Annotated in this window: 21 protein-coding genes; 14 read left to right on the forward strand and 7 right to left on the reverse strand. The window is 69.8% G+C overall.

Annotated elements, in window-relative coordinates; translation table 11 throughout:
- The 6 genes from MRB58_RS06050 to MRB58_RS06075 form a co-directional block, all read right to left on the reverse strand.
- Complete coding sequence (locus MRB58_RS06050; RefSeq protein ID WP_244780827.1) at positions 1-720, reverse strand: ABC transporter ATP-binding protein; 720 nt, start codon at positions 718-720, stop codon at positions 1-3.
- Positions 720-1,475: an ABC transporter ATP-binding protein gene (locus tag MRB58_RS06055; RefSeq protein WP_244780828.1), complete on the reverse strand. Its 756-nt coding sequence runs from the start codon at positions 1,473-1,475 to the stop codon at positions 720-722. The genes MRB58_RS06050 and MRB58_RS06055 overlap by 1 nt, the downstream gene beginning before the upstream one ends.
- Complete coding sequence (locus tag MRB58_RS06060) at positions 1,472-2,425, reverse strand: branched-chain amino acid ABC transporter permease (protein ID WP_244781907.1); 954 nt, start codon at positions 2,423-2,425, stop codon at positions 1,472-1,474. The genes MRB58_RS06055 and MRB58_RS06060 overlap by 4 nt, the downstream gene beginning before the upstream one ends.
- Entirely contained in the window at positions 2,425-3,291 is an 867-nt protein-coding gene (locus MRB58_RS06065) for a branched-chain amino acid ABC transporter permease (protein ID WP_244780829.1), read from the reverse strand. The genes MRB58_RS06060 and MRB58_RS06065 overlap by 1 nt, the downstream gene beginning before the upstream one ends.
- Positions 3,292-3,313: 22 nt before the next feature.
- Positions 3,314-4,549, reverse strand: coding sequence for an amino acid ABC transporter substrate-binding protein (locus MRB58_RS06070; RefSeq protein ID WP_244780830.1), 1,236 nt, complete (start codon positions 4,547-4,549; stop codon positions 3,314-3,316).
- Positions 4,550-4,697: 148 nt separating this feature from the next.
- On the reverse strand, positions 4,698-5,582 hold the full coding sequence (locus tag MRB58_RS06075; protein WP_244780831.1) for a LysR family transcriptional regulator: 885 nt from the start codon (positions 5,580-5,582) through the stop codon (positions 4,698-4,700).
- A gap of 231 nt (positions 5,583-5,813) precedes the next feature.
- Here MRB58_RS06075 and MRB58_RS06080 point away from each other — a divergent pair, with 231 nt between their 5' ends.
- From MRB58_RS06080 to MRB58_RS06145, 14 genes are all read left to right on the forward strand, one after another.
- Positions 5,814-6,380, forward strand: a complete 567-nt coding sequence (locus MRB58_RS06080) for a hypothetical protein (RefSeq protein WP_244780832.1) — start codon at positions 5,814-5,816, stop codon at positions 6,378-6,380.
- Positions 6,381-6,651: 271 nt separating this feature from the next.
- Positions 6,652-7,980 (forward strand): ABC transporter substrate-binding protein, encoded by a 1,329-nt coding sequence (locus MRB58_RS06085; protein ID WP_244780833.1) that lies wholly within the window; start codon positions 6,652-6,654, stop codon positions 7,978-7,980.
- 166 nt (positions 7,981-8,146) lie between these two features.
- Positions 8,147-9,085, forward strand: coding sequence for a carbohydrate ABC transporter permease (locus tag MRB58_RS06090; RefSeq protein ID WP_244780834.1), 939 nt, complete (start codon positions 8,147-8,149; stop codon positions 9,083-9,085).
- Entirely contained in the window at positions 9,082-10,029 is a 948-nt protein-coding gene (locus MRB58_RS06095; protein WP_244780835.1) for a carbohydrate ABC transporter permease, read from the forward strand. The genes MRB58_RS06090 and MRB58_RS06095 overlap by 4 nt, the downstream gene beginning before the upstream one ends.
- Positions 10,026-10,337 (forward strand): hypothetical protein, encoded by a 312-nt coding sequence (locus tag MRB58_RS24915; protein ID WP_371747238.1) that lies wholly within the window; start codon positions 10,026-10,028, stop codon positions 10,335-10,337. The genes MRB58_RS06095 and MRB58_RS24915 overlap by 4 nt, the downstream gene beginning before the upstream one ends.
- Positions 10,338-10,341: 4 nt before the next feature.
- On the forward strand, positions 10,342-11,448 hold the full coding sequence (locus MRB58_RS06105) for an ABC transporter ATP-binding protein (protein WP_244780836.1): 1,107 nt from the start codon (positions 10,342-10,344) through the stop codon (positions 11,446-11,448).
- Entirely contained in the window at positions 11,445-12,470 is a 1,026-nt protein-coding gene (locus MRB58_RS06110; RefSeq protein WP_244780837.1) for an ABC transporter ATP-binding protein, read from the forward strand. The genes MRB58_RS06105 and MRB58_RS06110 overlap by 4 nt, the downstream gene beginning before the upstream one ends.
- Positions 12,467-13,105, forward strand: coding sequence for a dihydroxyacetone kinase subunit DhaL (dhaL, locus tag MRB58_RS06115; protein WP_244780838.1), 639 nt, complete (start codon positions 12,467-12,469; stop codon positions 13,103-13,105). The genes MRB58_RS06110 and dhaL overlap by 4 nt, the downstream gene beginning before the upstream one ends.
- A complete protein-coding gene (gene dhaM / locus MRB58_RS06120) occupies positions 13,102-13,491 on the forward strand; it encodes a dihydroxyacetone kinase phosphoryl donor subunit DhaM (RefSeq protein ID WP_244780839.1) in 390 nt (129 codons plus the stop codon). Before dhaL ends, dhaM begins: the two co-directional genes overlap by 4 nt.
- Positions 13,488-13,793, forward strand: a complete 306-nt coding sequence (locus tag MRB58_RS06125; protein ID WP_244780840.1) for an HPr family phosphocarrier protein — start codon at positions 13,488-13,490, stop codon at positions 13,791-13,793. Before dhaM ends, MRB58_RS06125 begins: the two co-directional genes overlap by 4 nt.
- Positions 13,786-15,426: a putative PEP-binding protein gene (locus MRB58_RS06130; protein WP_244780841.1), complete on the forward strand. Its 1,641-nt coding sequence runs from the start codon at positions 13,786-13,788 to the stop codon at positions 15,424-15,426. Before MRB58_RS06125 ends, MRB58_RS06130 begins: the two co-directional genes overlap by 8 nt.
- Positions 15,427-15,432: 6 nt before the next feature.
- Positions 15,433-15,852, forward strand: a complete 420-nt coding sequence (locus MRB58_RS06135; RefSeq protein ID WP_244780842.1) for a hypothetical protein — start codon at positions 15,433-15,435, stop codon at positions 15,850-15,852.
- A gap of 42 nt (positions 15,853-15,894) precedes the next feature.
- Positions 15,895-16,881, forward strand: coding sequence for a dihydroxyacetone kinase subunit DhaK (dhaK, locus tag MRB58_RS06140; protein ID WP_244780843.1), 987 nt, complete (start codon positions 15,895-15,897; stop codon positions 16,879-16,881).
- Positions 16,882-17,079: 198 nt separating this feature from the next.
- Entirely contained in the window at positions 17,080-17,745 is a 666-nt protein-coding gene (locus tag MRB58_RS06145; protein WP_244780844.1) for a TenA family protein, read from the forward strand.
- Between the two features lie 32 nt (positions 17,746-17,777).
- On the opposite strand, the gene MRB58_RS06150 is transcribed toward MRB58_RS06145, so the two are convergent.
- Positions 17,778-18,851: an NAD(P)-dependent oxidoreductase gene (locus tag MRB58_RS06150; RefSeq protein WP_256461705.1), complete on the reverse strand. Its 1,074-nt coding sequence runs from the start codon at positions 18,849-18,851 to the stop codon at positions 17,778-17,780.
- Between the last annotated feature and the right edge of the window lie 58 nt (positions 18,852-18,909).

An 18,909-nucleotide genomic window follows, 5' to 3' on the forward strand; every position in this document is an offset into this window, starting at 1 on the left:
TCAGGCGCCGATGTAGGCCTCGCGGACCTCGGGCGCCTCGGCGAGGACCTCCGGGGTGCCGCTCATGACGACGCGGCCGCGGTCGAGCACGAAGCCGCGGTGTGAGATTTCGAGCGCGGTCATCACGTCCTGCTCGATGAGGAGGATGGTGGTGCCGGCCTTGTTGACCTCGACCAGCGTCTCCGACAGCAGCTCCACCGCGCGCGGGGCGAGGCCGAGCGACAGCTCGTCGATCATCAGGACCTTGGGCCGGCTCATGATGCCGCGGCCGATGGCGCACATCTGCTGCTCCCCGCCCGACATGGTGCCCGCGTCCTGCCGCGCCCGCTCGGCGAGGCGGGGGAACATCGTCATCACACGGTCGAGATCGGCCTTGACCTCGGGCGAGCGCGGGTCGCGCAGGTAGGCGCCCATCAGGAGGTTGTCGCGCACGGTCATGGTGCGGAAGAGGCGCCGCCCCTCCGGCACGTGGGCGATCCCGGCCGACAGCACCGCGTCCGGCGCCGCGCCGGCGATCTCGGTCCCCGCCAGCGTCACCGAACCGGCGGTCGCCGGGACGAGGCCGGAGAGCGTCTTGAGGAGCGTCGTCTTGCCGGCGCCGTTGGAGCCGACGAGGCAGACGATCTCGCCCTCCGCGACGTCGAGGTCGACGCCCCAGAGGACCTGGATGTCGCCGTAGCCGGCCTCGAGCCCGGCCACTTTGAGCAGCGGCTCGGCCATCACGCGACCCCCGCCTTGGCCGCCTGCCGCTTGGCGTAGCGGTTGCCGAGGTAGGCCTCGATCACGCGCGGATCTGCGGTGATCTCGCCGGGCGTCCCCTCGGCGATCTTGGCCCCGTGGTGCAGCACCACGATGCGCGTGCAAAGGTTCATCACGACCTTCATCAGATGCTCGATGATGATGATGGTGACGCCGCGGGCGGCAATGCGGCGGATAAGGTCCACCGCGACGTCGATCTCGGCCGGATTGAGGCCGGCGTTCACCTCGTCCAGCAGGAGCACCTTGGGCTCCATGGCGAGGCTCTTGGCGAGCTCCAGCCGCTTGCGGCCGGCGAGCGTCAGCGACGAGGCGCGCATGCCCGCCTCCTTGCCGAGGCCGACGAACTCCAGCGCCTCGGCCGCCTTGTCGCGTGCGGTGGCGAGCGTCACGCCATGATGGGCGAAGACGGCCGGAGCGGTCACGTTCTCGAGCGCCGTCATCTCCGGGAAGGGTTGGACGACCTGGTAGGTGCGCGCCACGCCCAGGCGGCTGATCTGGTAGGGCTTCAGCGTCTCGATGCGCTCGCCGGCGAAGGTGATCGCGCCGGTGCCGCGGTAGACGCCGGTGACGACGTTGACGAGCGTGGTCTTGCCCGCGCCGTTCGGGCCGATGAGGCCCACCACCTCGCCCGGCGCGACCGAGAGGTCGACGTTGTCGAGCGCGGTCAGCCCGCCGAAGCGCTGCGAGACGCCGGACAGCTCCAGGATCGCGCTCATGCCGGGCCTCCCTTCGGCCGCCGCGCCCCAGGCCGGCGACGCTGCCCGGTGACGAGGCCGAGGAGCCCGCCCGGCAGGAAGAAGATCAAGGCCACGATCAAGAGCCCCAGCGCCGCGGCGTGGATCGACAAGAGGTTGCGCCACACCGCCTCCTCCATGACGAGGAAGAGCACCGCGCCGATCGCCGGGCCGAGCACCGTCCCCGCCCCGCCCAGCATGGCCATGACGATCGGCTTCACCGACGTCAACGTCGCGAAGACGTCCGGCGGCTCGATGTAGAAGACCCACGAAGCGTAGAGCGCGCCCGCGCCGCCGACGAAGAGCGCCGAGAGAGCGAAAGCGATCGTCTTGTAGAGCGTGGTGTTGATGCCGACCATGGACGCCGCATCCTCGTTCTGCCGGATGCATTTGAGGCCGAAGCCGAGGCGGTGGCGCGAGACGAGATAGTTCATCGCCAGCGCCAGCACCGCGAAGGTGAGCATCGACCAGAAGAACAGCCGCGCCTGCGCGTCGATCGAGATGCGGATGATGGGAAGGTTGAGCCCCATGCCGCCGCCGGTGACGCTGGTCCACGAGGTCGTGATTTCGAGCAGCACCTCGCCGACGACGAGGCTGGCGATGGCGAAATAGTGCCCCTTCAGGTGGAGGATGGCGAGGCCCAGCAACGCCGCGAACGCCGCCGCCATGAGGCATGCCGCCGCCCAGGCGAGCGGCATCGGCAGCCCCGCCCCCTGCAGCACCGCCCCGGTATAGGCACCGAGGCCGAAGAAGGCCGCCGTGGCGAACGAGGGATAGCCGGCGAACCCGCCGATGATGTTCCACGACAGCGCCAGGACGGCGTACATCGCCCCCATCGTGCCGAGACGCAGGAGGTAGTTGTCGTCGAGCGCCGGCAGCGCGGCGACCGCCACGATGGCGAGGATGGTCAGCCCGACCCAGACGCGGTGCATCACTCGTACCCCCGGCGGCCCATGATCCCCGTCGGGCGGAAGATCAACAGCACGATCAGGAGGACGAAGGCGATGGTCAGCCCATGCTCCGGCCCGATGAAGAGGGCGCCGAAGCTCTCGATCACGCCGAGCGCCAGGCCGCCGACCATGGCGCCGGCGATCGACCCCAGCCCGCCCAGCACGCACACCACGAAGGCGATGCCGAGGAACTCGGTGGAGTTGAGCGGCGAGATCGGGAAGACGACCGAGAGCAGCGCCCCCGCCGCGCCCGCCATCAGCGCGCCGACGCCGAAGGTCACGGCGTAGATGCGTTTCACCTTCACGCCCATCAGGGCGGCGGCCTCCGCATCCATCCGCACCGCGACGATCGCCCGGCCGACACGGGACTTCACCAGCATCAGGTAGAGCAATACCGTCAGCCCCAGGGCCAGCACGGTGGCGGTAACGCGCTCCAGCGGCAGGACGATTCCGCCGACGACGGTACTTCCCATCGGATTGGCGAGCTGCACGGAGCGATAGTCGGCCGAGAAGGCGAGGAGGATGCCGTTGTTGAGGATCAGCTCCAGGCCGAAGGTGAGCACGAGGGTGGTCAGCACCGGGGCGGCGATCACCTTGTTGATCAGCCCCGCCTGCACCGCATAACCCAGCACGAAGAGCACCGCGCCGGACACGAAGACCGACAGGAACGGGTGCAGTCCGAGATGCACGTAGGCGAAGTAGGCGACGTAGGAGCCCAGCACGACGAACGAGCCGTGCAGGATGTTGATGACATTGAGCACGCCCCACACCAGCGAGAAGCCGACGGCGATGCAGGCGTAGAGCCCACCGAGGACGAGACCGTTTACGAGGATCTGTGCGTAGAGCATGGGGCGTGCGTGCGGCGGTGCGTTACTTGATGTCGCCGATGGCGAGGTCGGTCTGCTTCACCGCCTCGGGGAAGACGACCTTCGTCGTGCCGTCCTGGATCTGGAACACCGGCGGCTCGAGGGAGGTGATCTGCCCGGTCTCGCCGAACTTCACCGGACCGTAGAAGGTGGTGACGTCGAGCCCGGCGAGCGCGTCGCGCACGGCCTGCGGCTCGATGGAACCGGCCTTCTCGATGGCGAGGCCCAGGATGGCGCCGGCGGCGCTGGCGGAGGCCTCGGCATAGTCCGGCGTCGCACCGTACTCGGCCTCGAACGCGGTCACATAGTCGGCGGTGGTGCCGAAGACGTCGGCCCCGTCGTAGGCGACGGCCGGGTGCCACCACGCGGCGCTGGACACGTTGCCGGCGAGCGGGCCGGTCGCCTCGGCGAATTCCTTGTAGGCGGGGCCTGCGATCATCGTCAGCACCTTGGGCGCGACGCCGAGATCGGCGAGCTGCTTGCGGATGAGGATGAGGTCGTTGATGTAGCCGGTGACGAAGACCCAGTCCGGCTGACGCTGGCGCATCAGGGTCAGCGCCGAGGCGTGGTCCATGGTGCCGATCGAGTACTCGTCGAACGACAGCACCTCGAGGCCCGCCCCCTTGGCCGAGGTCTCGGCCTCATGGGCGATGGCGAGCGGGAAGAGGTCGTTGCGGGCGTAGACGGCGACTGTCTTGATGTCCGGATCGGCGGCGGTGACGATCTCGGTCAGCGGCGTCGTCAGCGTCGAGTTCGGCGTGAAGGTGCCGAAGAGGAACCGGTAGCCCTGGTCGTACACCGCTTCGGACGAGGCGGTCGCGGCGATGGTGGGGATCTGATAGCGCTCCGACACGCTGGAGGCGGCCTTGGCCGCGCCCGACCCGAACGGCGAGAAGAGGAAGTTCACCTCGTCCTCGGTGATCAGCCGCTCGGCCGACTGGACGGCGCGCGGGGTCTGCGACTCGTAGTCGACGTAGACGATCTCGACGTCGTAGCTGGTGTCGCCCGCCTTGATGCCGCCCGCCTCGTTGACGGTCTTGGCCCACAGGTCGTAGCCGCGCTGCTGCTTGAGGCCCTCGGGCGACAGGGCGCCGGTGAGGGGCAGCGGCGCGCCGACCTTGATGGTTTCGGCATCGGCCGCCGCCGGGGCGAGGGCGACGCCCGTCAGCGCCGTGGCCGCGAGCAGCGCGAGGGCTGCGACGCGCCGGGAGAACGGGGAATTCGTTGAGGCTCGACGCATAGAAACCGCTCCATTCGTGTGCATGCTCACAAATTACGCTACCCACCCCTGGTGCTTTCCGGAAGGGCTAATTCTCCCGCAGGGTGTTGCAAGTTCTGCAACACGAAGCGGCGACGGCGCGGCACGGCGCGGCGGCGGGGGCAGAGCCTCACAGCCCCAGCGGCCCTCGCAGTGCCTCCAGCATCTGCCGCGCGGCGTAGGTGAGCCGGCGCTCGGCGTGGATGCAGACCTGCGCCGTCGCCGAGGCGAAGCCGGGGTCGTCGATCGTCACGCCGACGAGGGTCCCGGCGGCCGCTTCGCGCTGGAAGGCGAAGAACGGAAGGAAGCTCACCCCCATGCCGGCGAGCGCGAACTGGCGGACCATGTCGATCGAGTTGGTCTGCATGCGCACGGTGAGCCCGGTGGTCCGCTCGGCCGCACGGTCGACGATCTGGCGGATGCCGAACGACTTGTCCGGCAGGCCGACCGGCGTCGCGGCCAGGTCGCCGAGGGTGAGGCTGGTGCGGCCGGCGAGCGGGTGGTCCGGCGTCATCACCGCGAGCACCGGCTGGCTCATGCGTCCGACGGTGGTCACGCCGGTCTGCGGCTGCGGCTCGAAGGCGATGCCGATATCGCACCGGTCGTCGGCCACGGCACTGACGACATTGTCGGTCCCGGCGATGATGACCTCGTAGGTGAGGCGCGGGTGGCTGGCGCTGAAACGCGACAAGGCCTCCGGCAGCACACCGCCCAGCATCCCCTCGACCGTGTGGAGCGAGACGTGACCGCGCTCCAGGTCCTTCAGCTCGTCGATGGCGGCGCGCAGGCGGGACAGCTCGCGCGAGTGGTCCTCGATGAAGCGCAGCAGCAGCGCGCCGGCGGCGGTGAGCTTCACCCCGTGGGTGCGTCGCTCGACCAATGGCGCCCCGAGAACATGCTCCAGCCGGCCGATATGGCGGCTGACGGACGAGGCGGAGATGTTCAACCGCTCGGCCGCCTTGCGGATGGACCCCTGACGGGCGACCTCCGCGAAATAGACGTAGAGTGTCTCCATCAGCTCCTCACCCGCACGACGCCGGAGGGTTTTGGCGCCTAATCCCTCCCGCGCCAAGCGAAGCCGGCGAAGAAGGTGCCCCCCGCTGCCGCGGCGCCCCCCCGCCCGACGACGCGGCCGGGGTGAGATTGCTTGCGGGAGGCGGTCATTTCAGGGACGATCAGGCGGGCGGCACCGCGCTCCGCTCCCTTCGTCCCCGCCACGCGGTCACGCAATCGGAACGCATTGGCCATGGCCTTCTTCGCCACCCTCTCCGGTTTCCTGCTCCGGCCGATGATGTCGGGCGACAAAGGCGGGCGGCGCAAGGAGGCCCTGCAACTCCTCAAGGCACGGCTCGATCCGGACCACGCCTTCCTGTCGCGCGACGACGACCATTTCGTCCACCAGGAGAAGCTGACGCGGCGCGACAGCGACGCCTCCGCCGCCGGCACCACCGCGGCGCGCGGCACGCTGGCCGCGGTTCACTGGCGCGAGTGGCGCTGGACCACGCCTGCCGCCGTCGGTGACTGCACCTGGGGCCAGGTGCGCTGGCGCTTCTACGACAACGGGCGCATCGTCTTCCAGGCCGAGATGGACAACGACGTCGGCAGCTTCAAACTCGGCGTGCAACAGGGCCACCGGATCGAGCTGCGGACGACGGACGGGTGCCTGCTGGGTGCTTGGCGGGCGGCGTTCTTCGTGCGCCGCTATTCCGGGATCGCCCACTATCCGGCGACGGTGGTCGAGGAATTCCCGCTGATACAGCAACACTTTGACGAACTCGCCGAGCGTCAAAGCGGATCGTGCTTCCACCGCTGACGGCCGCACCCGTCCCCCGCATAGCCCCGCTGGCCACCGCCGGCGCGACACGATCTGTCCGCACGGGCGCTTGACAAGATCGAAAAGTTCACTTCCACTAAACCTATCGACGCGAAAGTTTAGTACGCCGCCCAGAACCGGCGACTGACGAGACGAACGATCCGCAGCCGTTCGAGCCCCCGGCACAACAGGGGGCGGGCCTGCGGACAGGGGACGAAACGCACCGGCCGATCCGCGACGCGGCGGCCCGATCTCGCAAGGAGGATCGCTCATGACGTCTATCCATCGTGCCGCCCTCGCCGCTGCGCTGCTGGCCGGGACGGCGCTCGGCGCCCCGTCCGCCATGGCGCAGGCCAAGGAACTGACCTTGTGCTGGGCCGCCTGGGACCCGGCCAACGCGCTGGTGGAGCTGTCCAAGGACTTCACCGCCGAGAGCGGCATCGAGATGAACTTCGAGTTCGTCCCGTGGACCAATTTCGCCGACCGGATGCTCAACGAACTGAACTCCGGCGGCCAGCTGTGCGACCTGATGATCGGCGACAGCCAGTGGATCGGCGGCGGCGCCACCTACGGCCACTACGTGCAGCTGAACGACTTCTTCGAGAAGGAGGGCATCACGATGGATGACTTCCTCCCCGCCGCGGTGGACGCCTATTCCGCCTGGCCGAAGGGGTCGACCAACTACTACGCCCTCCCCGCGATGGGCGACGCGGTCGGCTGGGTCTACCGCAAGGACTGGTTCGAGAAGCCGGAGATCCGCGAGGCGTTCCAGGCCGAGTATGGACGCCCACTCGGCCTGCCGACCACGTGGGACGAGCTGCTGGAGGTCGCCAAGTTCTTCCAGGGCCGCGAGATCGACGGTGAGACGCGCTACGGCGCCGCGATCTACACCGAGCGCGGCTCGGAGGGCGTCACGATGGGCGTCACCAACGCGCTCTACCCCTACGGCTTCAAGTACGAGAACACGGCCGGCAGCTACGACATGGAAGGCGCGGTCAATTCGGCCGACGCGGTGAAGGGGCTCGAGGTCTACAAGGAGCTCTACGAGTGCTGCACCCCGCCGGGCCACTCGGACGCCTACATGACCGAGGACCTCGACGCCTACAAATCCGGCCAGACGGCGCTGCAGATGAACTTCTTCGCCTTCTTCCCCGGCATCGCCAAGGATCCGGCCGTCGGCGGCGAGGTTTCCGGCTTCTTCGTCAACCCGTCGGCGAAGGAGGCCGCGTCGGTGCTCGGCGGCCAGGGCATCTCGGTCGTCGCCTACTCGGACAGCCAGGACGAGGCGCTCCAGTACATCAAGTGGTTCGCCCAGCCCGAGGTGCAGAAGAAGTGGTGGTCGCTGGGCGGCTACGCGGTGCACAACGCGGTGGTGGAAGACCCGTCCTTCCCCGAGTCCACGCCCTTCGCCGGCCAGTTCCTGGAGGCGATGAGCAACGTGAAGGACTTCTGGCAGGAGCCGATCTACGCCGAGCTGCTGCAGGCGATGCAGAAGCGCGTGCACGACTACGTGGTCGCCGACCAGGGGACCGCGCAGGAAGCGCTCGACAAGCTGATCGAGGACTGGACCTACTCGTTCGAGGACGACGGCAAGCTCTGACGCCCCTCCCCGGTGGCGGCCGCGGTGCGGCTGCCCCGTCCGCCGGCGCACGGGCCGCCGGCCACCTCGCGCCGCGCGCAGCCGGTCTCCCTCCCGCCGGCTGTGACGGCGCCGCGGCCGGCCCCACCCGCCGGCCCACCCTTCTCTTCTGGCGAACGGCGAGCCGATGTCCGATCACGCTGACCCTACCCTGACCGTGCCCAGCGCCCCGCCGCGGCGGCGGACCGTGCGCGGCCTCTCGGACCGGTGGATCTCGACACTGTTCGTGGCGCCGTCGATCGTCCTGCTGCTGGCGATCAACATCTTCCCGCTGATCTGGACGGTGTACCTCTCGTTCACCAACTTCCGCGCCAATCAGCCGGGGCGGCCGGTCGAGTGGCTGGGTACGCGCAACTATGCGCGCCTTCTGGGGAGCGAGGACATCTGGTCCTACCTCCAGGCGACCGCGCACTTCGTGGTGTGGACGATGGTGATCCAGGTGGCGCTGGGGCTCGGCCTCGCGCTCCTCATCAACAAGAATTTCAAGGGCGCGCCGGTCTGGACGACGATCATCCTCATTCCGATGATGCTGTCGCCCGCCGTCGTCGGCACCTTCTGGACCTACCTCTATCAGCCGCAGACCGGCATCTTCTCCTATATCGTCGACTTCTTCACCGGGCTCGGACCGATCGACATGATCGGCTCGGTCAACCTGGCGCCCTGGGCGATCGTCATCGTCGATACCTGGATGTGGACGCCGTACATCATGCTCCTATGCCTGGCGGGCCTGCGCTCGATCCCCGACTACCTCTACGAGGCGGCCGAGGTGGACCGCGCCGGACCGTTCCAGACCTTCTGGTACATCACGCTGCCGCGCATCCTGCCGTTCCTGATGCTGGCGGTGCTCTTCCGCGGGATCGAGAACTTCAAGATGTTCGACATGGTGGTCGAGCTGACCTCCGGCGGCCCCGGATCCACCACCGAGCTCGCCTCCATCAACCTGAAGCGCGAAGCGTTCGAGAAGTGGCGCACCGGGTACGCGTCCGCGTTCGCGGTGATCCTCTTCGTCACCGTCTTCGGTCTCGGCAACATCTACGTCAAAGCGCTCAACCGGGTGAAGCAATGAGTGTCGCCGCCGTCTCCATCGTCGAATCCACCCCGCGCGGAAAGGTGATCGCCGGCACGCTCGTCATCGCCTACGCGCTGTTGACGATGATCCCGCTGGTGTGGATCGTGGCGACGAGCTTCAAGTCGCCGCCGGCGTCGATCTCCTATCCGCCGCAGGTGATCTTCGAGCCGACGCTCGAGGGCTACGTGAACCTCTTCACCACCCGCTCGCGCCAGACGCCGGAGTACATCGAGAGCCTGGGCCCGCCGACCACCTGGTACGACGCGCTGGTGCGCGAGCGGAACATGGTCATCACCGGCGAGTCCCGCTTCGCCGGGCGCTACATGAACTCCGTCATCATCGGCTTCGGGTCGACCTTCCTGGCGGTGTTCCTCGGCACGCTCGCCGCCTACGCCTTTTCGCGCTTCAAGATCCCGCTGAAGGACGACCTCCTCTTCTTCATCCTGTCGACGCGGATGATGCCTCCGGTCGCCGTCGCGATCCCGATCTACCTCATGTATCGCGAGCTGGGGCTCAACGACACGCACCTCGGCATGATCCTCCTCTACACCGCGGTGAACCTCTCGCTCTCCGTGTGGCTCCTGAAGGGGTTCGTCGACGAGATCCCGCGCGAGTACGAGGAGGCGGCGGTGGTCGACGGGTACACCCGCTTCCAGGCCTTCGTGAAAGTGGTGCTGCCGCAGATGCGCGCCGGCATCGCCGCGACGGCGATCTTCTGCCTCATCTTCGCGTGGAACGAGTACGCCTTCGCCCTCCTTTTGACGTCCGGCACGGCGCAGACCGCGCCGCCGTTCATCCCGATCATCATCGGCGAAGGCGGGCTCGACTGGCCGGCCGTCGCGGCCGGGACGACGCTCTTCCTGGTGCCGGTGGTGGTCTTCACCGTGCTCCTGCGCAAGCAGCTCCTGCGCGGCATCACCTTCGGAGCCGTCCGCCGATGACCGAAGCCGAACGCGACACCCGCACCCCCGAGGCGCGCACCGGCGCGCACACTCTGCCCGATGCGCGCATGATGCCCGAGCCGCCGCATGCCGCGGCGGCCGAGCGGCCGCTGGTGCGCTACACGGTTCCGCCGGAGGAGCGGCGCCTCCTGCGGCGCGGGCCGTGGGAGAACCTCGCCACCGTCCTCATCGCCGCCGGGGTGGTGATGCTGATGCAGCCGGTGTCGTTCGTGCTCTACGGCTGGTCGTTCGCGGTGATCCTCACGGGTACCGTCGGCTTCGTCGTCGCCACCCACCTGCCGGAGTAGCGCGATGGCCGAGATCCGCATCGAAACCCTGACCAAGTCCTTCGGCGACTTCACCGCCGTCCGGGGGTCCGACTTCACCATCCGCGACGGCGAGTTCTTCGTGATGCTCGGCCCCTCCGGCTGCGGCAAGACCACCACCTTGCGCATGATCGCGGGGCTGGAGCTGCCGACCTCCGGGCGCATCCTGCTCGACGGCGAGGACGTGACCTTCAACCGTGCGTCGCAGCGGGACATCGCCTTCGTCTTCCAGCTCTTCGCGCTCTACCCGCACATGAACGTGCGCCAGAACATCTCCTTCCCGCTGCGCACCCAGCACGTCCCTCGGCGCGAGGTGCGGGCGCGCACCGAGGAGGTCGCCAAGCTCCTCCAGATCGACGATATCCTCGACCGCCGCGTCTCCGGGCTCGCGGCCGGCGACCGGCAGCGGGTGGCGCTCGGCCGCGCCATCGTGCGCCGCGCCAAGGCGTTCCTGATGGACGAGCCGCTCGGCGCGCTCGACGCCGAGTTCCGCGAGACGATGTGCGAGGAGCTGCGGCTGCTGCACGAGCGGATCGGCGCCACGACGGTCTACGTCACGCACGACCAGATCGAGGCGATGGCGATGGCGGACCGCATCTGCGTCATGAACCGCGGCGAGGTGCTGCAGATCGGCCCGCCGATGGAGGTGTACGACCGGCCCGCGACGCGCTTCGTCGCCGGCTTCCTCGGCAGCCCGTCGATGAACTTCCTTCCCGGCGAGGGGCCGCTGCCGGCGGGCGCCACGAGCGTGCGGGTCGGCGGCGCGAGCCTCGCGATGCCGGCGACGCGGGCCGCGCTCGCGAGCGGCGAGGCGATCGTCGGCGCGCGGCCGGAGCACATCGCCATCGCCGACGACGGCCCGCTGCGGGGCCGCGTCTTCGCCGCCGAGTACATGGGCGCGCGCCAGCTCGTCACCGTCGACACCGAAGCGGGACGCGTGCGGGTGCGCACGCCCAACACCGTGCGCGTCGCCGCCGGCGAGACGGTCGGCCTCGCGTTCGATCCCGAGCGGCTCATCGTCTTCGACCCGGTCAGCGACAAGGCCGTCCCCAGCGCCCTCTTCGACCGCGCCCGCGCGCGGGAGGCCGCATGAGCACCGCCAGCCTCCGCGCCGCCACCAAGCGCTTCGGCGACACCACCGCGGTCGATGCCGTCACGCTCGACGTGAAGGACGGCGAGTTCGTCGTCCTTCTGGGGCCGACCGGCGCCGGCAAGACCACCACCTTGCGCCTGTTCGCCGGGCTCGAAATGCCGGACGAAGGCACCGTCACCATAGCCGGCGAGGACGTCACCCGGCTGGGGCCGGCGGAGCGGGACGTCGCCTTCGTCTTCCAGCAATATTCGCTCTATCCGCACCTCACCGTGTACGAGAACCTCGCCTTTCCGCTGAAGGCGCCGGGCCGCAAGGTGAACCGTGCGGCGATCACCCGGCGCGTCACGGAGATCGCGGAGCTGCTGCGGATCGAATCCAAGCTGAAGAACCGCGTCACGGCGCTGTCGGGCGGGGAGATGCAGCGCGTCTCCATCGGCCGGGCGCTGGTGCGCGCGCCCAACCTCTTCCTGATGGACGAGCCGCTCTCCTCGCTCGACGCCAAGCTGCGAGAGGACCTCCGGGTCGAGCTGAAGCGCATCCAGCGGGACCTCGGCGCCACCATCGTCTACGTCACCCACGACCAGCTGGAGGCGATGACGCTCGCCGACCGGATCGGCGTCCTCGCTGCAGGTCGGCTGGTGCAGGTGGACACCCCGCGCGCGGTCTACGAGACGCCGGCCGACGTGTATGCCGCGCAGCGCCTCGGCAGCCCGCAGATCAACCTCCTGCCGCCCGACACCCTGCGCGTCGACACCGCGCCGCAAGGGACCGCCACCGTCGGCGTGCGACCGGAGGACATCGTCCTGCGGGCCGGCGCCGCGAACGGGACCGGCGTCACGGGGCAGGTCCTGACGATCGAACATTTTGGTGTAGAGACAATCGCGCTCGTCGAAATTTCGGGGCGGCATGTGCATGCCCTGGTCGGCCCCCGCACGGACTTCGCCCACGGAACGCCCGTGGCCGCCACCGTGCGGCCAGGGGCGGCGCTCTACTTCGACAGCGCGGGATCGAGGCTTTCATGAGTACATCCACCGACACGCCCACCGCGACCGACGCCGCGCTGATCGGCGCGCTGATCGCCGCCGCCGGCGAGACCATCGCCGCCCACCGCGACGCGCTTTCCGAGCTCGACCGCGCCATCGGCGACGGCGACCACGGCCATAACATGGCCCGCGGCTTCGAGGCCGTGACCGCGATCGCCGGCGAACTCGCCGCGCTCCCCTTCGGCAAGGCGCTCGCCAAGGCGGGGACGACGCTCGTCATGAAGGTCGGCGGCGCGTCGGGTCCGCTCTACGGCTCGGCGCTGATGGCCGCCGGCAAAGTGCGCGACGACGCCCCCGCCTCGCTCGCCGAGGTGGTGGAGCTGCTGGACGCGGCCGTCGACGCGGTGAAGAAGCGCGGCAAGGCCGACGTCGGCGCCAAGACGATGCTCGACGTGCTCGTCCCGCTCGCCGACGCGCTGCGTGCCGGCCCGGCCGACCCCGTCGCCACCGCGCGCGACGTGGCGGCGGCCGCGCTGGAAGCGACCGGCCCGATGACCGCCACCAAGGGGCGCGCCGCCTTCCTGGGCGAACGCTCGGTCGGCCACCTCGACCCCGGCGCGCGCTCCACGCAGCTCCTCACCGAGGCGGTGTGCACCGTGATGGCCCGCTCATGAGTGACAACGTCGCGATCGTCATCGTCTCCCACTCGGCCGACGTCGCCAAGGGTGCGGCGGACATGGTGCGGCAGATGGTGGGCGAGGAGGTGCGCGTCGCCTGCGCCGGCGGCACCGCGGACGGCGGCCTCGGCACCGACGTCGCCGCCATCATGGCCGCGATCGAAGAGGTGTGGACCGAGAAGGGCGTTGCAGTCCTGGTAGACCTGGGTGGCGCGGAGACCAATTCGGAAATGGCGATCGAGATGCTACCCGAGGACCGCGGCGCCCGTGTCGCGATCCTCAACGCCCCGGTGGTCGAGGGCGCGGTGATGGCCGCGACGGAAGCATCCGGCGGCTCCTCCCTCGAAGAGGTGCGGCAAACGGCAGAGGATTTTGGAGCATGACCGGTCCCGCAGCGGCGCCCGCCTCGAGCGAATGGACGGAAGGCGCGGCGACGATCGTCGACCCCACGGGCCTCCACGCGCGCCCGGCGGTGAAGCTCACCAAGCTCGCCAAGACGTTCGCCGCCGCCGTCGAGGTCCGCGCCGAGTCCGACGAGCGGTGGACCAACGCCAAGTCGCCCAACTCGGTCATGAAGATGAAGGCCGCGCACGGCAGCGCGCTGCACATCCGCGCCGCCGGCGAGGACGCCGAGGCCGCCGTCGCCGCGCTGGTGGCGCTGGTGGAGGCGAACTTCGATGCCTGAGGCGGCGGCCGTCGCGACCCGCAAGACGACGCTGACCGGCACGCCGGTGTGCGGCGGCATCGCCATCGGCCCGCTGCACATCCTGCGCGAGGCGGCCGTCGCCCCCCGCACCGCCAGCGCCGCGCCGCAGGAGGAGGTCGCCGCCTTCCGCGCCGCCCTGTCCGCCGCGACCGCCGCGCTCGAGGAGACCCTCGCCGCCGAAGATCAGCTCGCCGGCGACATCCTGGAGTTCCAGGCCGCGCTCCTCGACGACCCCGACCTCGTCGACCCCATCGCCGCGACCATCGCGGCCGGCACTGCCGCCGACGCCGCCTGGTCCGCCGCGATGGACGCCGAGATCGCCGACTATCGCGCCGGTGGCGACCCGGTGTTGACCGCCCGCGCCGACGACCTCGCCGACCTGAAGCGCCGCGTCCTCCTGGCGCTGTCGGGCGAGCGCGCGGCCGAAAGCGCGGTCCCGGCCGGCGCGATCGTGCTCGCCGCAGAGCTGACCCCGTCCGCCTTCCTGGCGCTGGACCCGGCGCGGCTCGGCGGCATCGCCACCCTCGGCGGCAGCCCGACCAGCCACGTTTCGATCCTCGCCAAGGCGCGCGGCGTCGCCCTCGTCGTCGGCCTTCGCACGGCGCTCGACGCATCGTGGGAGGGGGCGCCGGCGATCCTCGATGCGGCGGCCGGAACCCTCCTCACCCATCCCGCGCCCGATGCTCTGCGGGCGGCTGAGGCGCGCCGCGTGACAGGCGCCGCCGCCCGCGACGCGGCCGACGCGCACGCCGCCGAGCCCGCCGTCACCGCCGACGGCATCCCGGTCAAGGTGATGGTCAACATCGACGATCCGGCGATCCTCGACATGCTCGACCCGGCGATCTGCGACGGCGTCGGCCTGACGCGGACCGAGTTCCTCTTCCAGCACGGCGCGCCGGACGAAGCGGCGCAGCTCGCCTTCTACACGCGCCTGATCGCCTGGGCGGACGGGCGGCCGGTCACCATCCGCACGCTCGACGCGGGCGGTGACAAGCCGATCCCCGGCGTCACCTTCGACGGCGAGGCGAACCCGTTTCTGGGCGTGCGCGGCGTGCGCCTGTCGCTCGGCCGGCCGGACCTCCTACGCACCCAGCTGCGCGCCCTCGCCCGCGCCGCTGCCACCGCGCCGGTGCCGCTCAAGGTGATGGTGCCGATGGTGACGGTGCCGGACGAGCTGGAGCGCGTGCGCGATCTCCTCGCCGAGGAGCTGGCCGGCCTCGCCGCGGCCGGCATCCCCGCCGCCGCCCCGGTGCTCGGCACCATGATCGAGGTGCCGGCCGCCGCCCTCACCGCCGAGACGTTCGACGCCGGCTTCTACTCCATCGGCTCCAACGACCTCGTCCAGTACGCGACCGCCTCGGCGCGCGACAATCCGGCCGTCGCCCCGCTCGCCGACCCCACCAACCCCGCGGTGCTGGAGCTGATCGCCCGCACCGTCGCCGCGGGCACCCAGCGGGGGGTCGAGGTCTCGCTGTGCGGCGACATGGCGTCCTCGCCGGCGCTCGCACAGGCGCTGCTGGAGGCGGGGCTGCGCGCCTTCTCGGTGGCGCCGGCCGAGGTTGGCGCGGTCAAGCAGGCGATCCGCGCGGCCACCGCGACCGGCGGGGAATGACGGACGGTGGACGACGCCGAGGCCGATAACGCCGACCCGGTCGCCCACTACAAGCGCCTCCTCAAGGCGGCGCTGGAGCGGCGCCCGTCCGGCACGCGGCAAAAGCTCGCCGAGGCGATCGGCACGCACAAGAGCTTCATCAGCCAGGTCACGAATCCGGCCTACCGTGTCCCCCTCCCGGCCCAGCACATCCCGACGGTCTTTCGCGTGTGTCACTTCGGGCCGGAGGAGAAACGCACCTTCCTGGAGGCCTACCGCCTCGCCCATCCCGGTCAGGCCGGCGCCATCGAGGAGCTGGCCCGCATCGACGCGGACGTGTTGCGCATCCCGGTGCCCCATTTCGCCGACCCCGCGGTGCGGCACGAGGTGGAGGAGCTGATCCGCGATTTTGCCGAACGCGTCATCGCGCTCGCCCACAAGAGCTGACACGAACCCGAGGGACGCCAAGTCCCCGCCGAGGAGGAACCCATGAAGAAGCTGATGAACGAGGCCGACACGCTGCTCGCCGAGAGCCTCACCGGCTTCGGCGCCGTGCACGCCGACCTCGTCACCGTGAGTCTCGACCCGATGTTCGTCGCCCGCAAGGACGCGCCGCGGCAGGGCAAGGTGGCGCTGATCTCGGGCGGCGGCACGGGGCACGAGCCGATGCACGCCGGATTCGTCGGCACCGGCATGCTGGATGCGGCGTGCCCCGGCCAGGTCTTCACCTCGCCGACGCCGGACCAGATGATCGCCGCGATGGAGGCGGTCGACGGCGGCGCCGGCACGCTCCTCATCGTCAAGAACTACGCCGGCGACGTGATGAACTTCGAGATGGCGGCGGAGATGGCCTCCGGGCCGGTGGAGACCGTCCTCACCAACGACGACGTCGCGGTCGAGGCGTCGACCCACAGCCAGGGCCGGCGCGGCGTGGCGGCGACCGTCATCGTCGAGAAGATCGTCGGCGCGGCGGCCGAGCGGGGCGACGATCTGGCGTCCCTGAAGGCGCTCGGCGACGCGGTGAACGCCGCCTCCGGCACCATGGGCGTCGCGCTGACGAGCTGCACCGTCCCGGCCGCCGGCACGCCGACCTTCACCCTCGCCGAGGACGAGATGGAGATGGGCATCGGCATCCACGGCGAGCCCGGCCGCCGGCGCGTCGCGATGATGAGCGCGCGCGACATCGCCGCCGAGATCGTCGGCGCCGTCGTCGAGGACGTGAAGCTCGCCAGGGGCGAGGAGGTGCTGCTTCTCGTCAACGGGATGGGCGGCACGCCGCTCCTGGAGCTCTACGGCCTCTACGATGCGGCGGCGCGGGTGGCCGCGGGCCACGGTCTCACCATCGCCCGCTCGCTCGTCGGCAATTATTGCACGTCGCTGGAAATGGCGGGCGCGTCGATCACGTTGACCCGGCTCGACGCCGAGCGCACGGCGCTGTGGGACGCGCCGGTCACGACTGCGGCGCTGCGGTGGTGACCCCCGGCTGAACCCGGCCTGCGGCAGACGATTTCCGGCCGATTGCCGCAATAATAAGCAATTGATTCACATCAACCGCGGCTCCGTGGCCGCGGCCGACCAAGTCTTTGCGATTTAATGTTCGATCGCTTGATAAGGAATCTCTATGCTATATTGTACAATCGTTCTTTCCCGGCATTTCGATACCCCCGAGGATCGATGCGTTTTTCCGAAGCCGCCTGGGCGCGCTCCAAGCCCTCGTTCGACAAGATCCTGAGGACTCCGTTCGCCCAGGGCCTGGTCGCCGGTACGCTCGATCCCGTGCGGTTCAAGGGTTTCGTCGTCCAGGACGTCCATTTCCTCACCGGGATGGAGCGGGCGCTCGCCAGCAGCGCCGCGCGCGGGTCGGAGCGGCCCGCGGTCGCGCGGTTCTTCACCGCCGCCGACCGGGCGATGAAACAGGAGCATGCGCTCAAGCTGAACCTGTTCCACAGGCTGGACCTGTGCGCCAACTCGTTCAGCGAAACCTCCATCGACCCGACCTGCTACCAATATATCTCCTACCTGCAGGCCAGCGCGCAGAACGAGCCGGCCGAGATCTTCCTCGCCACCTTCCTGCCCTGCCTCTGGGTGTTCGCCGAGGTCGGGCGCGATCTGAAGGGCCGCTCGGTCGACGGCAACCCCTATCAGCCCTGGATCGACAGCTACGCCGGCCTCGCCTACGCCGACGCCATGCACGAGATGCTGCAGGCGGTCGACGCCGTCGCCGCGGAGGCGAGCGAGACGGTGCGCGAGGAGATGCTGCTCGTCTACGTCGCGAGCGCCGAGCTGGAATATACCTTCTGGCAGAGCGCCTGCACCGAGGAGCTGTGGCCCGCCGCCTGACGCGGCCGCCTGCGCCCTGCCCCCCCATCCCGTCAGTCGAGCGCGCTGTCGCGCATCAGGCCGGAGATGAACGTCTGCGGCGGCCAGCGGGACAGCTCGGCCTCGAAGAAGGCGGAGAGGCCCCCCTCGATCAGCGTCGACGGGACGCCCGCCTCGGCGAACATCTCGCGCGCATAGCGCACATCCTTCGCCGCGTTCTCCAGGCTGAACGGCAGGCCGTCGTACGTTCCGGCGACGACGCTCGGCATGATCCGCATGAAGGTCCCGGAGCGGCTGCCGCTGGCGGCGATCGCCTCCACCATGTGCGCCATGTCGATGCCGACGGCCTCGCACCGGCGCATCGCCTCGATCGTCAACGCGGCCTGACCCTGGGTGATGAAATTGTTGATCAGCTTCGCCGCGTGCCCCGCCCCCGGCCCGCCGAAGTGGACGATGGTCTCCGACGTCAGCGCCAGGAAGGGCTCGACCCGCTGGTAATTCGCCTTCGTCGCACCGACCATGGAGACCAGCATCCCGTCGGCCGCTTCGGCGGGGCCGCCGGTGGCCGGCGCGTCGATGAAGGCGAAGCCGGCCGCGGCGAGATCGGCGGCCAGCTCGCGGGTGACGGCGGGGTGCGAGGTGGTTGTGTCGACGATCATCGCGCCACCGGGGAGCACGCCGCGCACACGCTCGACGATGTCGCGCACGGTGTCGGCGTTGGGCAGACACAGGAAGAGAACGTCGGACCGCTCGGCGACGGCTTCGGCACGGTCGACGATCTCGATATCGGCGGCTCTGAGACGCGTTTCCTGGCCGCGATTGCGGTGGAGCATCGTCACCACCGGATGGGCGCGCGACAGGCACAGCGCCATGCCCGAGCCCATCTGGCCCGCCCCGAGAAATCCGATCTGCATCCTGTCCACGTCGTCCCCCGGTATGGTGCCTTCGTTACGCCAACGATCGCGTTTCGCTGGGAGCCTCGCCCTCCGTCCGGAGGGTCGTTGCCGACGGTCTGGGCCGGGCTGGAACCGGCGTCCGACGGGTCGTCGTCCGCGGCGTGGAGGGGACGCACGGCAGTCGCCCCGATGCTGCGGACCATTCGATCGAACAATGTCGGCTGCCAGCATACGCAAAAACCCCACGGAGGGGCAGGCAGGTATATTGCAAGATTGCAATTTTTTTGGA

This window comes from Acuticoccus sp. I52.16.1 (assembly GCF_022865125.1).
GTDB lineage: Bacteria > Pseudomonadota > Alphaproteobacteria > Rhizobiales > Amorphaceae > Acuticoccus.

What these genes read in the sequence shown, in the direction of transcription:
- MRB58_RS06150 (WP_256461705.1), bottom strand. Translation starts at nt 18,851, where the DNA reads ATGCTGGCAGCCGACATTGTTCGATCGAATGGTCCGCAGCATCGGGGC.
- MRB58_RS06095 (WP_244780835.1), top strand. Translation starts at nt 9,082, where the DNA reads ATGAGTGTCGCCGCCGTCTCCATCGTCGAATCCACCCCGCGCGGAAAG.
- dhaK (WP_244780843.1), top strand. Translation starts at nt 15,895, where the DNA reads ATGAAGAAGCTGATGAACGAGGCCGACACGCTGCTCGCCGAGAGCCTC.
- MRB58_RS06130 (WP_244780841.1), top strand. Translation starts at nt 13,786, where the DNA reads ATGCCTGAGGCGGCGGCCGTCGCGACCCGCAAGACGACGCTGACCGGC.
- dhaL (WP_244780838.1), top strand. Translation starts at nt 12,467, where the DNA reads ATGAGTACATCCACCGACACGCCCACCGCGACCGACGCCGCGCTGATC.
- MRB58_RS24915 (WP_371747238.1), top strand. Translation starts at nt 10,026, where the DNA reads ATGACCGAAGCCGAACGCGACACCCGCACCCCCGAGGCGCGCACCGGC.
- MRB58_RS06055 (WP_244780828.1), bottom strand. Translation starts at nt 1,475, where the DNA reads ATGAGCGCGATCCTGGAGCTGTCCGGCGTCTCGCAGCGCTTCGGCGGG.
- MRB58_RS06050 (WP_244780827.1), bottom strand. Translation starts at nt 720, where the DNA reads ATGGCCGAGCCGCTGCTCAAAGTGGCCGGGCTCGAGGCCGGCTACGGC.
- MRB58_RS06080 (WP_244780832.1), top strand. Translation starts at nt 5,814, where the DNA reads ATGGCCTTCTTCGCCACCCTCTCCGGTTTCCTGCTCCGGCCGATGATG.
- MRB58_RS06065 (WP_244780829.1), bottom strand. Translation starts at nt 3,291, where the DNA reads ATGCTCTACGCACAGATCCTCGTAAACGGTCTCGTCCTCGGTGGGCTC.
- MRB58_RS06090 (WP_244780834.1), top strand. Translation starts at nt 8,147, where the DNA reads ATGTCCGATCACGCTGACCCTACCCTGACCGTGCCCAGCGCCCCGCCG.
- MRB58_RS06105 (WP_244780836.1), top strand. Translation starts at nt 10,342, where the DNA reads ATGGCCGAGATCCGCATCGAAACCCTGACCAAGTCCTTCGGCGACTTC.
- MRB58_RS06075 (WP_244780831.1), bottom strand. Translation starts at nt 5,582, where the DNA reads ATGGAGACACTCTACGTCTATTTCGCGGAGGTCGCCCGTCAGGGGTCC.
- dhaM (WP_244780839.1), top strand. Translation starts at nt 13,102, where the DNA reads ATGAGTGACAACGTCGCGATCGTCATCGTCTCCCACTCGGCCGACGTC.
- MRB58_RS06060 (WP_244781907.1), bottom strand. Translation starts at nt 2,425, where the DNA reads ATGCACCGCGTCTGGGTCGGGCTGACCATCCTCGCCATCGTGGCGGTC.
- MRB58_RS06070 (WP_244780830.1), bottom strand. Translation starts at nt 4,549, where the DNA reads ATGCGTCGAGCCTCAACGAATTCCCCGTTCTCCCGGCGCGTCGCAGCC.
- MRB58_RS06085 (WP_244780833.1), top strand. Translation starts at nt 6,652, where the DNA reads ATGACGTCTATCCATCGTGCCGCCCTCGCCGCTGCGCTGCTGGCCGGG.
- MRB58_RS06145 (WP_244780844.1), top strand. Translation starts at nt 17,080, where the DNA reads ATGCGTTTTTCCGAAGCCGCCTGGGCGCGCTCCAAGCCCTCGTTCGAC.
- MRB58_RS06125 (WP_244780840.1), top strand. Translation starts at nt 13,488, where the DNA reads ATGACCGGTCCCGCAGCGGCGCCCGCCTCGAGCGAATGGACGGAAGGC.
- MRB58_RS06110 (WP_244780837.1), top strand. Translation starts at nt 11,445, where the DNA reads ATGAGCACCGCCAGCCTCCGCGCCGCCACCAAGCGCTTCGGCGACACC.